Annotated in this window: 12 protein-coding genes; 2 read left to right on the top strand and 10 right to left on the bottom strand. The window is 70.7% G+C overall.

Features of this window, described 5'->3' with window-relative positions:
• Position 1: 1 nt before the first annotated feature.
• From KVF89_RS05815 to KVF89_RS05835, 5 genes are read right to left on the bottom strand one after another with little or no spacing between them, the layout of a single operon-like run.
• Positions 2–1,615, bottom strand: a complete 1,614-nt coding sequence (locus KVF89_RS05815) for a choice-of-anchor P family protein (RefSeq protein ID WP_257424182.1) — start codon at positions 1,613–1,615, stop codon at positions 2–4.
• Positions 1,612–2,319: an ABC transporter ATP-binding protein gene (locus KVF89_RS05820; protein WP_257424184.1), complete on the bottom strand. Its 708-nt coding sequence runs from the start codon at positions 2,317–2,319 to the stop codon at positions 1,612–1,614. Before KVF89_RS05820 ends, KVF89_RS05815 begins: the two co-directional genes overlap by 4 nt.
• A complete protein-coding gene (locus tag KVF89_RS05825; protein ID WP_257424186.1) occupies positions 2,316–3,119 on the bottom strand; it encodes an ABC transporter ATP-binding protein in 804 nt (267 codons plus the stop codon). Before KVF89_RS05825 ends, KVF89_RS05820 begins: the two co-directional genes overlap by 4 nt.
• Position 3,120: 1 nt before the next feature.
• Complete coding sequence (locus KVF89_RS05830; RefSeq protein WP_257424188.1) at positions 3,121–5,127, bottom strand: ABC transporter permease; 2,007 nt, start codon at positions 5,125–5,127, stop codon at positions 3,121–3,123.
• A 6-nt stretch (positions 5,128–5,133) separates the two neighbouring features.
• Positions 5,134–6,615: an ABC transporter substrate-binding protein gene (locus KVF89_RS05835; protein WP_257424189.1), complete on the bottom strand. Its 1,482-nt coding sequence runs from the start codon at positions 6,613–6,615 to the stop codon at positions 5,134–5,136.
• Between the two features lie 159 nt (positions 6,616–6,774).
• Here KVF89_RS05835 and KVF89_RS05840 point away from each other — a divergent pair, with 159 nt between their 5' ends.
• Positions 6,775–7,296, top strand: coding sequence for a DUF6174 domain-containing protein (locus KVF89_RS05840; RefSeq protein WP_257424191.1), 522 nt, complete (start codon positions 6,775–6,777; stop codon positions 7,294–7,296).
• 7 nt (positions 7,297–7,303) lie between these two features.
• On the opposite strand, the gene KVF89_RS05845 is transcribed toward KVF89_RS05840, so the two are convergent.
• From KVF89_RS05845 to KVF89_RS05860, 4 genes are all read right to left on the bottom strand, one after another.
• Positions 7,304–8,389 (bottom strand): MaoC family dehydratase, encoded by a 1,086-nt coding sequence (locus tag KVF89_RS05845; protein ID WP_257424193.1) that lies wholly within the window; start codon positions 8,387–8,389, stop codon positions 7,304–7,306.
• Positions 8,386–9,582: an acyl-CoA dehydrogenase family protein gene (locus tag KVF89_RS05850; RefSeq protein WP_257424194.1), complete on the bottom strand. Its 1,197-nt coding sequence runs from the start codon at positions 9,580–9,582 to the stop codon at positions 8,386–8,388. The genes KVF89_RS05845 and KVF89_RS05850 overlap by 4 nt, the downstream gene beginning before the upstream one ends.
• A gap of 135 nt (positions 9,583–9,717) precedes the next feature.
• On the bottom strand, positions 9,718–11,088 hold the full coding sequence (locus tag KVF89_RS05855; RefSeq protein WP_257424196.1) for a hypothetical protein: 1,371 nt from the start codon (positions 11,086–11,088) through the stop codon (positions 9,718–9,720).
• A 173-nt stretch (positions 11,089–11,261) separates the two neighbouring features.
• Positions 11,262–11,516, bottom strand: coding sequence for a helix-turn-helix domain-containing protein (locus tag KVF89_RS05860; protein WP_257424198.1), 255 nt, complete (start codon positions 11,514–11,516; stop codon positions 11,262–11,264).
• A 113-nt stretch (positions 11,517–11,629) separates the two neighbouring features.
• On the opposite strand from KVF89_RS05860, the gene KVF89_RS05865 reads away from it, so the two are divergent.
• A complete protein-coding gene (locus tag KVF89_RS05865) occupies positions 11,630–12,682 on the top strand; it encodes a hypothetical protein (RefSeq protein ID WP_257424200.1) in 1,053 nt (350 codons plus the stop codon).
• A gap of 34 nt (positions 12,683–12,716) precedes the next feature.
• On the opposite strand, the gene KVF89_RS05870 is transcribed toward KVF89_RS05865, so the two are convergent.
• Positions 12,717–13,799: a hypothetical protein gene (locus KVF89_RS05870; RefSeq protein WP_257424201.1), complete on the bottom strand. Its 1,083-nt coding sequence runs from the start codon at positions 13,797–13,799 to the stop codon at positions 12,717–12,719.
• Position 13,800: the final 1 nt, after the last annotated feature.

The raw sequence follows: 13,800 nt of genomic DNA on the forward strand, positions 1-13,800 counted from the left end.
CTCAGGCCTTTCGGAGGTCGGGAAGGCCGCTGTCGAGGCCGTGGGGGCAGGAGGAGCCGATGCCGAGGGCCGCGGCCCCGAGCCGGCGGAACCAGGATCCGGCGACCGCCGCGACGGCGAAGGCCGCGACGAGGAGCATGCCGGGGATGGAGAACAGCTCGGGCAGTCCGGCGCTGGCCGGTGCGGCGCCCGCCAGGTCGCCGGCCGACCCAGCACCCGCCGGCGGGATCGCCCCGACCGGTGCCGGCACCGGCACGACGGCCGACGGTACGCCGACCCCGCCTGCCTCGGGTGCGGGCGCCGCCTCGGGGGCGGCTGCCGGCGGCGCGGCCTCCGCCGCGGGCGGCGGGGCGAGGATCTCGATCGGCGGCACCGTGTCCACCTCCGCCTCGGCGATGCCGAGCGTGACGACGACCTTCGGCGCGAGGTTGGACAGTCCGGACACGATGCCCTTCAGCGGACCGGCCTGGGCCGGGATCAGCTCCGCGAGGAGGTTGGTGGGCAGCGTCTTGAGCAGCGGAGCGAGGAGCTGGGTGTCGATGGTGATCCGCAGGCCCTCCGAGACGCTGGTGCCGGCATCGCCCTCGACGGTGCGGACCTGCTGGGGCACCTCGATGGTGACGCCGAGCGCCTTGAGCGCGTCGAGCGGCAGCTTGTCGAGGCCGGGGATCGGCACGGTCTTGCCCATCGTGATCGCACCGTCCGGACCGATGCCGAACTCCTGCCCGGCGATCGCGAGCCGGCCCCACGTGGCCGACCCGGTCGCCGTACCGGTGGCGCCGTCGGAGGTCGACTTCGCGACGGCCTCGACGCCGCCGAGGGTGATCAGTCCGCCGAGGAGCCGGATCTCGCCGAGCGTCGCCCGGGAGACGCCGACGACCTTGCCCTGGGTGGCGTCCATCCGGCTGGTCGACACGTAGCCGTCGATGTCGATGAGCGCGGCCAGCTGGGGCGGCAGGCCGGGCGCGGCCGCCCGGGACTGCCCGCCGGCCGGGCCGCCGCCCAGACCCCCGCCCAGACCATCGGTGAGCAGTCCGGTGACGCCGTTGAGCAGGTCCAGCAGGCCGCTCTTGGTCCCCGGGTCCGCGGTGGCGCCCTCGGGTCCGAGCACGGCGCCGTCGGGCGAGAACCCGGTCTCGGCGGACGCGGTCCTGTCGCCCGAGGTCGTCGTCATGATCGCGCCGGGGATCGACTCGTCCTTCTGGGTCGGCGTGTCGCCGGGGTACTGCGAGTTGACCTGCACCGGGTAGCCGCCGTCGGTGAGCGGGTTCGACGGCATCCCGAGCTGCTCGGCGAAGGTCTTCAGGCCCTCGCCCACCGGGTCGCCCGGCCAGAACAGGCTCGCCCTCCCCCGCGACTCGCCGGAGTCGGCCTTGACCTTGCTGTAGCCCATGTCGAACTCCAGCTGGGCGATGCCGGCGTCGACGGGGATCGGCAGGCTCGGCTCGAAGACCTCGACCCGGATCGGGGCCGACCAGGCCTGTGCGGTGTAGCCGCCGTACGCCGCGGCGGCGCCGTCGTCGGCCCCCGCCGGCATCGCCGCGGGACCGGCCGCCAGCAGGGCGAGCGAGCCGATCATGCCCCCGGTGACGAAGAGCTTCGTGGGTTGTCTCATGCCGCCCCTCCCAGGATGACGTCGGCCATGGTGTCGAGGATCTCGCCGGGCTCGCCGGTGGCGACGATGCGACCGCCGCTCATCACGGCGGCGTAGTCGGCGACCCGCAGCGCGGTGCGGGCGAACTGTTCGATGCAGAGGATGGAGACGCCGGACTCGGCGATCCGGGCGACGGTCTCGTAGAGCTCGTCGACGATCAGCGGCGCCAGGCCCATCGACAGCTCGTCGAGCAGGAGCAGCGCCGGGTCGGAGGCCAGCGCCCGCGACATGGCGAGCATCTGCTGCTCGCCGCCCGACATGGTGCCGGCCAGCTGGTGCCGGCGCTCGTGCAGGCGCGGGAAGTAGGCATAGGCGGTGTCGAGGATCGCGCCGGCCGGCACGCCGGCGTACGACATGAGGACCAGGTTCTCCTCGACGGTGAGGTTCGGGAACACCGAGCGGCCCTCGGGGATCGTGCACAGACCGACCCTGGCGAGATCGTCCGAGCGAGCTGCCTGGACGTGCACGCCGGCCAGGTGGATGTCCCCCGAGGTGGCCTCCTTCTGGCCGCTGACCACCTTCACCAGGGTCGACTTGCCGGCACCGTTGGGGCCGAGCAGGGCCATCACCGCTCCGCGCGGGACGGACAGGTCGACCCCGCGCAGCACCTCGATCCGCCCGTAGGCGGCATGCAGGTCGATGACGTCGAGGATCGGGACGCTCATGACAGCACCTCCTGCGCCACCGGCTCCAGCACCCCGGTGTCGCCATCGGTCTCGGCGTAGCCGAGGTAGGCACGCTGGACGTTCGGGTCGGTGCGGATGTCGGCCGGCGCGCCCGAGGCGATGATCTCGCCGAAGTCGAGCACGTGGATGTCGTGGCACACGCTCATCACCAGGTCCATGTCGTGCTCGACCATGAGGATCGAGCAGCCCTCGGCGGCGAGGTCGACGAGCAGCCTCCCGAAGGCGTCGGTCTCGGTCTCGTCGAGGCCCGAGGACGGCTCGTCGAGGAGCAGCAGCTGCGGGTCGCCGGCCAGGCACCGGGCCAGCTCGAGCAGCCGCGCGGTGCCGGTCGGGATCGAGTCGGCCCGCTCGTCGGCGTACTCCGCGATCCCGACCCGGTCGAGCAGCAGGTCGACGCCGCCACCTCGACCGGTGCCCCGCCGGCCAATGAGCGACCCACCCAGCCAGGTGAGCGGCCCCCCGTGGATCTCGTGGGCGACCCGGACGTTGTCGCGCACCGACAGCGAGCCGAAGGCCTCGAGCCGCTGGAAGGTGCGGCCCACGCCGTGCCGGGCGCGCCGATGGACGGGCCAGCCGGTCACGTCGCGGTCGCGGTAGCGGACCCGGCCCTTCGTGGGTCGCTGCAGGCCGGTGATCACGTTGAAGCAGGTCGTCTTGCCGGCGCCGTTGGGACCGATCAGACCGGTGATCACGCCACGGTCCGCGGTGAACGTCGCCCGGTTGACGGCGGTCACGCCACCGAACCGGACCACGATGTCGTCGACCTCGAGCAGCGCCACGTCAGACCACCTTCTCGATCACCCTGGTGCCGGCGGCGCCTCCGTCAGGGCCACCCGACACGTCCGCCAGCGGCACGTCCACCAGCGGTACGTCGACCGCGCCGTCCGCGCCGTCGGCGGTCCCCCCGCGCGGCAGCAGTCCCTGCAACCGCCCCTCCAGCCCCGGTGCGACCCGCGCGCGCAGCCAGCGCCCCACCCGGAACAGGTGGTTGGCGATGCCGTTGGGGTCGCGGCCGAGCAGCACCGCGCCGAAGCCGATCACGGCGAACAGCAGGCCGGCCATGCCCGGCGAGGCCGCCTGGAACTCGGGCAGCAGCATCAGCGCGACGCCGCCGAGCAGCGCGCCGGTCACCGAGGTGGCGCCGAAGACGACGGCCAGCAGCAGCACGAGCAGCGACTGGAAGTAGAGGAAGTCCGCGGCGCCGACCGTGCCGCGCAGGCCGGCGAACAGCCCGCCCGCCAGGCCGGCGATGCCCGCCGACAGCGCGAACAGCCCGACCCGGAACCAGCGCATGTCCAGCCCGAGCGTGCCGCAGGCCGACGGGCTGTCGCGCATCGCGATGAGCAGCCGGCCCAGCGCGCCGCGGCGCAGCACCAGCAGGCCCAGTGAGAGCAGCACGAAGGCCAGCACCATGAACCAGACGTAGGAGGTGTCCGACCCGATCCGCAGCCCGAGGATCGAGAGCCGCTCCGCGGCCAGGGTGCCGTTGAACTTGAACGCGAAGTCGGCGTTGAAGACGACCTTGTCCATGAGGACGGCGAACGCCATCGTGGACAGTGCCAGGTAGAGACCGGTCAGCCGCAGCACCGGCAGCGCGACGAGCGCGCCGACCGCGGCCGCTATCAGCGCCGACACGAGCAGCCCGAAGAGGTTCGGCTCGTCGAGCTTGGCGTAGGCGAGCGCGCCGACGCCCGCGAAGGTGAACTGGGCGAGCGAGACGTGCCCGCCGTACCCGGTCAGCAGGACCAGCGACAGCATCACCATCGCGTACGTCGCCGCGACGCCGATGAGCACCACCTGGTTGGGCGCGACGAGGTTGACGAGCAGCAGCGCGACCAGCAGGAGCCCCGAGCCGGAGCCGATCGACATCCGCAGCGACGGGACCGGCGCGGTGACGATGCCCTTGACCTGGCCGATCCGGAGCTGGGCCTGGGGCATCAGCACCACGATCGCGAACAGGAAGAGAGCGGGGATCACCGGGCGCAAGGACGCGAGGAAGCCGTCGGTGGGGAGGTAGCCGACCGCCCACGACTCGAGGATGCCCAGCGTCATCGCTCCGGCGAAGGTCATCGGGAGGCTCTTGAGCCGGCCGAGCATGGCGGCGGCGTAGGCGTTGATGACCAGCAGCGTGAGCGCGTAGTAGTCGAGCTGGACCACCGGCGTCAGCAGGATGCCGCCGAGTGCGGCGAGCGACATGCCGATCGCCCACGACAGCGCCGCGACCCGGTCCGGCTTGCCGCCGAAGAGCTTGAGCAGCTCGGGGTTGTCGACCGAGGCGCGCATCGCCGTGCCGATCCGGGTGCGGCTGAGCAGGAGGTAGAGGCCGAAGGCGACCGCGATCGCGCAGAGCAGCGTGACCAGCTGGTGGGCCGTGACGTAGGTGTCGCCGATCCGCCAGCCGGTGTCCGACCAGAAGGGCAGCAGCACCCGCGGCTCCGGCGGCCAGATCTGCTGGGCCAGTCCGATCAGGCCCACCAGCAGGCCGACGGTGACCACGAGCGCCACCGACACCGGCCCCTCGCCGAGGCCGCGCGTCACGAAGCGCTGGACGAACCAGCCGATCGCCGGTGCCACGACGCCGAGGACCAGGATCAGCGAGAGCACGGTCGGCACGCCCTGGCGCTGGGTGAAGTCCCAGAACACGAAGGACAGGAACATGCCGAACGCGCCGTGCGCGATGTTGAACACCCGGGTGGTCGTGTAGGTCAGCACCAGGCCGCTGGCCATGATCGCGTACGCCGCGCCGGTGAACAGGCCCAGCAGGGTGAAGGCGAAGAGGGAGGACACCGACCGTCAGCCCCCGATGCCGGAGTCGACGACGGTGCCGCACATGTAGTCGCCCGGCGAGACCTGCTGCCACTTGCCGCCGGTGTACTGCACGACCTTCAGGCACGGCGGCGTGGTGGCCGCCGAGAGGTTCATCGCCGTGTGCGCGCCATTGCCGGTCCACGCGCTCGTCGCCCGCAGCGCGCCCACCAGGGACTCCCGGGTCAGCTTGCCGCCGAGCGAGATCGCCTTCTCCACGAACAGCCGGGCCGCGGACCACGCGTAGAGACCGTAGTAGTTGGGGATCGCCCCCGGCTTCACCTGCTGCAGCCAGGACAGGTAGAGCTGCACCTCGGCGTTGTTGGTGTTCTCGAACAGGTCGTTGGCCGAGTAGATGTACACGCCCTCGGCCGCCGAGCCCGCCTGCTGGATGTAGCGCCGGTCGTAGATCGTCGGGTCCTGCAGGTAGAAGTCGGGCTTGAAGCCCTGCTGGGCCATGGCCTGCTGCAGCTTCACCGAGTTCTGGTACGGCCCCTGGTAGGTGACCGCGCGGATGCCCTTGTCCTTCATCTGCTGGACGTACGGCGCGAAGTTGAACTCGGCCACGTCGATGCCCTGGAGGTAGTTGACCTTCCAGCCGGCGCCCTTCTCGAAGCCGGCCGCCATGCTCTTGGCGTTGACCGGGGCGGCGCCGGCGTTGATGTAGAGCACCGCTGCGTTCTTCACGGCGTCGGGGAACTTCTGCGCGAACCACTTCGACGCCGCGTCGGAGATCAGGTTGGTGCGGATCGAGTAGGCGCCGAAGCACGACTTGCAGGACTGGCGCTCCGGGTTGACGATCGTCGAGCGGATGTCGGGAAGCCCGCACGAGTCGGCGGTGGCGGCGCCGCCCGAGTCGAAGGCGGACATCGATCCGACGGCGGCGAAGGCGTCGCTGCAGGCCTTGATGTAGGCCTGCTGGTCGGCACCGGCGTCGGCCCGGCTGTCGAGGTTCGTCAGCGCGAGCTTGCGGCCGCAGATCGTGTTCTGGGAGTTGAAGTACTCCACGTAGGCGCGGGTCGCCTGCTGCGCCGACTCGAAGATGCCGGGCACCGGCCCGGAGATGTCCGAGACGTTGGCCAGGGAGATCGTGCTGTCGGTGATGCCGGTCTGGTTCTTGAAGCCCTCGCAGGAGGCGGCCTTGGCACCGCCGGTCGGCGAGCCCTTGCCCTTGGCCTTCCCGCCGTCGGCAGCCGCGCCGGCACCGCCCGTGCCTCCGGCAGCCGGCGCACCCGGGTCACCCGCGGGACCGGCGGCAGGCGCCTCTCCCCCGGCCGGTACGTCGCCGGCGGCCGGCACCTCACCGGCCGGGAGCCCGGTGTCGCCCGTCGTGCCGGAGCTGGTCCCCGTCGTACCGTCCTGGCCGCTCGCCTTCGCGACGGTCGCCGGGTCGAGCTGGGAACCACAGGCCGTGAGCGCCAGCAGGACCAGGACGACCCCGGTCGTCCTGCGCAAGCGTGTGCTCGTCACCACTGATCACTCACCTCATCTTGAGTCGGACCGCTGTCCGACCAACGAGGCGCACGTGACCCAGGTCACGCCCAGAATGAAACGTGTTCCAGTCTGCTGGTGTGGGGGTGTGAGGGGAACCGTTGGGCACCGCCGGACGTCCCAGGCATCATGAGCACCATGCGTCCGACAGCCACCCGCGCCACCCTCGCCGCACTGACCGTCCCCCTGCTGCTGACGGCGTCCGCATGCAGCAAGGAGTCCGACCGCGCGGCGGACCGGACGACGGCGTCGGCGAGCCCGAGCGCGGGCGAGACCAGCACCGCGACGACCGGCTCACCCGACCCGACCGGCACGGGGGCGTACCCGGCCTATGCGCCCCAGGACTACAGCTACCAGCTCGAGGTGCTCTGCTACTGCCCCCAGGTGGGGACGGTCGAGGTCGTCGTCCGCGACGGCGAGGTCACCGACGCGACGTCCCTCGACGGCCCGACCGCCGGTCGCCCGGCCCCGGAGTTCGCCCGGCTCACCATCGACGAGATCATCGCCATGGCCAACGACCCGCAGGTCGCCAAGGCCAGGGTGGAGTGGCCCGACGGCCAGGACCATCCCGGCTCGGTCATGCTCGACCGGATCGCCCAGGCCGTCGACGACGAGGTGACCTACACGATCAAGGCCGTGGAGGTCGTCCCCGCCGGGTGAGCGCCGCTCAGCGCGGGACGAACGCCCAGTAGTCGAGGTCGAGCAGCACGCCGGGGCCGTACTTGCCGTCCTCGCCGCGCAGGGTCATCGAGGGGTCGCGGCCCTTGGTCGCGACCAGCCGGAGCCGGAGCACCCCGATGTTGCGGTCACCCGGGACCTCGGCCTTGTCCAGGACCTCGGACCACGCGTAGATCGTGTCGCCCGCGAAGGCCGGGGCGGTGTGCGCGCCCGCGTTGATCGCGGCGATCAGCTGGGCGTTGGCCAGCCCGTTGAACGACAGCGCCCGGGCCATCGAGATCACGTGACCGCCGTAGACCAGGCGGTTGCCGTCGGGGCGGGCCTCGACGTTGAAGTGCACCTTCGCGGTGTTCTGCCACAGCCGGGTCGCCTGCTGGTGCTCGGACTCGGTCAGCGTGACGCCGTCGACGTGGTCGATCCGCTCCCCCACGACGTAGTCGTCGAAGCGATGCGGCTCGCCGGCCGCCTCCGCGTCGTACGACGAGAAGTCGAGGCCGGCGGGCACGATCAGGTCGGTCGCGGCGACCGCGGGGGCGAGCTCGGGCACGACCGCATCCGGGGCCGGCGCCTCGGGATCGCGCTTGTGCACCATCACCCAGCGCGCCCAGTCCAGAGCGATCTCGCCGCGCTGGTTGGTGGCGGTCGAGCGGACGTAGACCACGCCGCTCCTGCCGTTGGAGTTCTGCTTGAGCCCGATCACCTCGGAGGTGGTGCTGAGCGTGTCGCCGGGCACCACCGGACGGTGGAAGCGGCACTCGGCATAGCCGAGATTGGCCACGGCGTTCAGCGAGACGTCCGGCACCGTCTTGCCGAAGGCGATGTGGAACGCGATCAGCTCCTCGACCGGGTGCCCCGTTCCGTCCGGCGCCGCGAGGCCGACCGACGCGGCGAAGGCCGCCGACGACGGCACCGCGAACCGGGTCGGGTACAGCGAGCCGTAGACGGCGCGGTCGCCCTCGGTCACGGTGCGCGGCGTGGCGTGGCGGATCACCTGGCCGAGCTGGAAGTCCTCGAAGAAGTTGCCCGACCACGTCTTCGAGCCCTGTGTGTTCCCCGAGGGCGCGCCGCTGGTCACTTGAGCTTGTACTCCTTGAGGAGCGACCGGCCGATGATCATCTTCTGGATGTCCGAGGTGCCCTCACCGATGAGCATGAACTTGACCTCGCGCATCAGCCGCTCGATCTCGTACTCCTTCGAGTAGCCGTAGCCCCCGTGGATCCGGAAGGAGTCCTCCACGACCTCGTTGGCGTACTCGGAGGCGACCATCTTGGCCATGCCGGCCTCGACGTCCATCCGCTGGCCGGTGTCCTTGAGGCGGGCGGCGCGCACCATCATGTTGTGCGCGACCTCGACCTTGGTCGCCATCTCCGCGATCCGGAAGAGCACGGCCTGGTGCTCGGCGATGATCTTGCCGAAGGTCTTGCGCTGCTGGGCGTAGGCCACGCCGAGCTCGAAGCCCCGCCAGGCCAGGCCGCACGCGCGCGCGGCGACGTTGACGCGGCCGACCTCGACGCCGTCCATCATCTGGAAGAAGCCCTTGCCCGGCTCGCCGCCGAGGATCTGGTCCGCGGCGATCCGGTGGCCCTCGAGGATGAGCTCGGTCGTCTCGACGCCCTTGTAGCCCATCTTGTCGATCTTGCCGGGCACGGTGACGCCCTGGGCGGTCTCGCCGAAGCCGGGCTCCTTCTCGACGAGGAAGGTGGTCATGTTCTTGTAGACGCTCTCGGCGCCCTCGTCGGTCTTGACGAGCAGCGCGACGAGCGTCGACGTGGCGCCGTTGGTCAGCCACATCTTCTGCCCGGTGATCGAGTAGCTGCCGTCGTCCTGCTTGGTCGCCTTGGTGGAGACCGCGGAGACGTCGGAGCCCAGGCCGGGCTCGGACATCGAGAACGCGCCGCGGACCTCGCCCGTCGCCATCCGCGGCAGGTACTTCTGCTTCTGCTCCTCGGTGCCGTGCTGCATCAGCAGGTAGGCCACGATGAAGTGGGTGTTGATGACACCGGAGACGCTCATCCAGCCGCGCGCGATCTCCTCGACCACCAGGGCGTAGGTCAGCAGGGACTCGCCCAGGCCGCCGAACTCCTCGGGGATGGTGAGGCCGAAGACGCCCAGCTCCTTGAGCCCGTCGATGATCTCCTGCGGGTAGGTGTCGGAGTGCTCGAGCTCCTGGGCCACCGGGATGATCTGCTCGTCCACGAAGACCCGCACGGCCTTCAGGATCTCGGACTGGTCCTCGGAGAGGCCTTCGGTCTGACAAAGCCGGGTCATCAGCTCTTCCCCTTCAGCAACGGCACAGCACTGGTCGTGCCGGAGCACTGTACCCGCGAACCGACCCGCCGGCGCCCCCCGAACAGTGCCCGAGGTCAGTGACAAGAGTCATGTCATCGAGCCTTCGGACGGCGTTCAGATGGAGCGTCCCACCGCCGCGAAGAAGCGGACGAACATCTCGTCGTAGCCGAACTGGTCCGAGCGGATCTGGGCGACCGAGCCGGAGCGCTTCTGGTCCTTGGGGACCCACGACCGGTTGAAGTCGATCCGGACGGCGCGAGTGCCCCCGGACGTGCTGGCGAGCACGAGCGCCCGCGGCAGGCCGGTCTTGCCCCAGTTCGACTTCCGCTTGGCCCAGGACTTGTGCTTCTTCTTCGTGCCGAGCAGCTTCGCGAGCTTGGTGTCGAGCGAGGTGGCCTTGCGGTGCCCCGTGATGATCTGCACCTCGACGCCGCGGGCGCGGGCGTTCACGATCGCCTTGTAGATGCCCTTGCCCGCGAGCTTCTTGCTCGCCAGGTGGAGGGCCGATCCCGGCGGAGCCTGGTCGATGGCGCTGCGGGCCAGGCGCCAGGTGGTCTTGGCGTCGTCCTTGTTGGACATCCAGCCGGGTGCGAAGGCACCGGCACGCTGACCGACGTTGCCGAGGTCGACGACGACCAGGTGGTGGTCGGAGTGGAGCCCCACGGTGGTCAGGTTGGTCACCGGGAGCAGCGGGTCGCCCTGGTAGAGGTAGGCGTGGTCGATGACCGCGCCACTGTCGTGCGTGGCCGGGGCGACGCCGAACAGGTCGAAGACGTTGACCAGGCCCAGCGCGGCGATCTCGTTGCGCGGGTAGGCCGCCGTGCGGAAGTTGACGTTGACGTCACCGCCCATGAGCACCGGGCCGTGTGCCGACAGGGTCTGGGCGAGGGCGGCCATCCGCTGGTACGACGGCACCGTCAGGCCCATCGTGTACTTCGTCGCCGGCGCGAAGTGCACCGCGACGACGGAGACCGTCTTGCCCTCGGCGTTGCGCACGGTGACCCAGTTGGCGTACCGCACGCCCCAGTGCACCTTCTGCTTCTTGGACTTCCCCCACACCTCGGAGATGTTGTAGGTGCCGGAGGCGATCTTGGTCCAGCGGGTGGTGTCCCAGACCACCGCCGTCGCTCCCGTGTAGGTGCCCGGGGTGCGCTGGATGGCATAGCCCGGAGGCGCCAGCATGGCGTCGGGACGGCTGGAGACCTCGTTGTAGGTGATGAAGTCCGGCAGCTGGGCGAAGACCTGCCCGAGGTCGGAGGCGGTGTTCGAGCCCGACATGCCGGACTTGATGTTGGCCTGCACCATGCGGATGCCGCTCGTGCTGCCGGGGTCGGTGGCGGCCGCGGCGTTCTCGAGCTCGCCCCGCCCGCCGCCAGTGGTGGTGGTCGCGAGGACCAGGAGGGTCGCCAGGACCGCGAGCGCCGCGACCGTCGCCGGTAGACCACGGGACCATCGGGGCCGTCGAAGCGAGCTCTGGGTGCGCATGGGACCTCCCGGAAAACGGTGCCGAATGCACCGAGCGAACAATTGCCTCAGGAATCACACCAGTAACAACTTCACCATGTCCATACAGCGCGAATAACTACAATCATGTAATTCGCCGAATGACACCATTGTCATTATTCCGGGGAGATCACCCCGGATCCGCGAACTGCGGATCAGGCGCCGGCAGCCGGCTCCCTGACCAGGTCCCACGGCTCGACGCCCAAGGCGTCGGCGAGGCCGAACAGCGTGCTCAACCGCAGATTGATCGGCCGGCCCAGATCGGCCCGTCCCGCGGCCTCGATCACCTGCACGTGGTTCTTGGAACAGCCGGCGCGGCAGGCCAGCGCCTCCTGGGACATCGCCCGCCGCTCGCGAAGCTGGCGCACCCGCCCGCCGAGCAGGCGGGCCACCTCGTCGTCCCACGGCACCACGACATCGTCACGACAAGGCCTTTTCGCGAACACCAGACAGGTATGGCCTTCTATAGCATGCTGGGTAACGGGGCATGATGACGCGCATTGGTCCGACGGGGGGGTGAGCCATGGAGTTCGACGAGTTCGTCGCGCCCTACCGCCGGGAGCCGGGCCGCTACCCGAGCTACCCCACCGAGCTGGAGGCCAGGCTCGTCGACGTCCGCCGTCTCGCGGTCCAGTGGGGCGAGATCCTCCACGACGCCCTCGCACTGGGACAGGCACCGCCGCTGGAGCAGATCAGGGCCTTCAGCCTCACCTACACCGCCTGGGCCAACGCCGGCTTCGGGGGCGTCAGCGGCTTCGTCGAACGATGGGTCGACTCCCGGGCGGACAGCCTCGAGGAGTCGGATGCCGCCGGGATCACCGAGTTCCTCGACGATCTCGCCCTCCTGAGCAGCGAGCTGAGCTTCCACCGGCTCAACGCCCACGCCGGGACGTTCTGGGCCTCGTTCCTGTGCGGCATCCCGGGCCTGGCCGGGCGCGAGATCGTGGAGTCGACCTGCTTCCACCTGGCCCGGGAGGTCCTGACGTTCGCGGAGTATCGCAACCTGCTCATCGAGGACGACCTGTTCTTCGGCGACGAGGCCCGGATCGGCCGAGCCATGCACACCGGCGCGCTCACCGAGATCGACGCCTACATCGCCCTGCTCGACCTGACCCGACGCAACCGGCGACTGATCGTCCTGCCCGGCCCGCCCCAGTTCGAGCGGTGGGCCGGTTCCGCCAACGCCGACTTCCTCGTCATCGACACCGAGCGGGGCTCGATCCGGGGCGTCCAGGTCAAGTCCATGGTCGAACGACGAGAGGTCGAGCGCTACGACCCGGCGCGGATCACCCTGATCGACGGCGCGCGGGACCTGCAGAACAGCCGGGCGATGCGCACCGACCCCCGGCGTTCGGACCGGCGCGTCGTCTCCTGGCCCGGGATGATCGGCGCCCACTACCTGCGTGAGCTGAAGCCGGGGCCGCTCACCGACCGGTGGATCGAGCGCCGTTCACTGCTGCTGACGAAGTACGCCGCCGTGCACTACGCGGGCGCCGTCGGGTCGCAGAACAAGTCGGCCTATGCCGCCGTGCGGGAGCGTGTCATCCACGATCTCTCGTCGCGGCCCGCCTCCTGAGCCTGGATGACGCGGGCACCGACACCGACACAGGTCAGCGGCGACGCAGAACGCCCCGCAGGCCGCGCCGGCCCGTCTCGGGAGGAACGGCCCGCTCGACCCGGAGGTCGCGGACGTCGGCGAGCAGGGTCGCGACGAGGTCGGTGGCGACCGCGGACACCTCGGCCTCCGTCACCGAGTCCGGCGTACGACGGGGCGGCAGGTCCGCCGGGATCTCGAGCCGGGTGAGGTCGCCCACCACGTCGACCGGATGGGTGCGCAGGTAGTCGAGGGCGGCCTCGTTGCGCGCCCGGCACTCGGCGACCCGATCCGGCTGCGGCCAGAACTTCTCGCCCTGGCGCGGCACCAGCCGCTCGTCGGCGAGGAAGGTGCGGATGAACATGCCGCGATCGCGGGCCGGTCCCAGCGCCTTGCGCGCGACCAGATGCTCGTTGACCCGGCGCAGCACCTCGGCCTCGACGACGCCCATCGACTCGTTGGGGAAGGAGCGACTCAGGTCGTAGGCGTCCGCACGCAGACCGAGCAGCCCGGCGAACCGCTGCCAGATCTCGTCGCGCGGGGCGGACGTGTCGAGCGGGAGCACGTGGATCCGCTCGTGCGCGACAGCCTCCGACCAGCGCCGGAGGACCAGGTGCAGGTCGAGGGTGCGCCAGTTCCACACGTCGCGGGGGTCCTCGGAGACCTCGCGGGAGTAGTCGCCCATCGGCACCGTGCCGCGGTTCTTCAGGCTCTCCTGCCAGCTGGCCGTGAACAGCCCCAGCAGGTCGCGGGCGGTGATCACGACATGCACCTCGGCGGGGGCGAGCTGATCGGCCATCCGGCTGGCCTGCTCGGCACTCGCCGCGGCGAAGAACTCGTGGGTGACCAGCGCGTCGCCGTCGTACGCCGCGATCTCGGCCCGCAGCCGCTCCCACGCCGTGCGGTGCTCCTCGGACGCCTGGGGCAGCCGCGGGTCGTCGCGCACGATCCGGCTGCTCCACAGGTGGTCGAAGCGGCCCAGCCCGGGCAACAGCACCCCGTCCTCCCGCAGCCGGTCCCGGGAGGACCAGACGATGGTCTGCAGATAGGTGGTGGCCGTCTTGGGCAGGCCGATGTGGACGAAGACGCGACGGGCCACG

This window comes from Nocardioides carbamazepini, assembly GCF_024614185.1.
Lineage (GTDB): Bacteria > Actinomycetota > Actinomycetes > Propionibacteriales > Nocardioidaceae > Nocardioides > Nocardioides carbamazepini.

What these genes read in the sequence shown, in the direction of transcription:
- KVF89_RS05815 (WP_257424182.1), bottom strand. Translation starts at nt 1,615, where the DNA reads ATGAGACAACCCACGAAGCTCTTCGTCACCGGGGGCATGATCGGCTCG.
- KVF89_RS05820 (WP_257424184.1), bottom strand. Translation starts at nt 2,319, where the DNA reads ATGAGCGTCCCGATCCTCGACGTCATCGACCTGCATGCCGCCTACGGG.
- KVF89_RS05840 (WP_257424191.1), top strand. Translation starts at nt 6,775, where the DNA reads ATGCGTCCGACAGCCACCCGCGCCACCCTCGCCGCACTGACCGTCCCC.
- KVF89_RS05850 (WP_257424194.1), bottom strand. Translation starts at nt 9,582, where the DNA reads ATGACCCGGCTTTGTCAGACCGAAGGCCTCTCCGAGGACCAGTCCGAG.
- KVF89_RS05855 (WP_257424196.1), bottom strand. Translation starts at nt 11,088, where the DNA reads ATGCGCACCCAGAGCTCGCTTCGACGGCCCCGATGGTCCCGTGGTCTA.
- KVF89_RS05865 (WP_257424200.1), top strand. Translation starts at nt 11,630, where the DNA reads ATGGAGTTCGACGAGTTCGTCGCGCCCTACCGCCGGGAGCCGGGCCGC.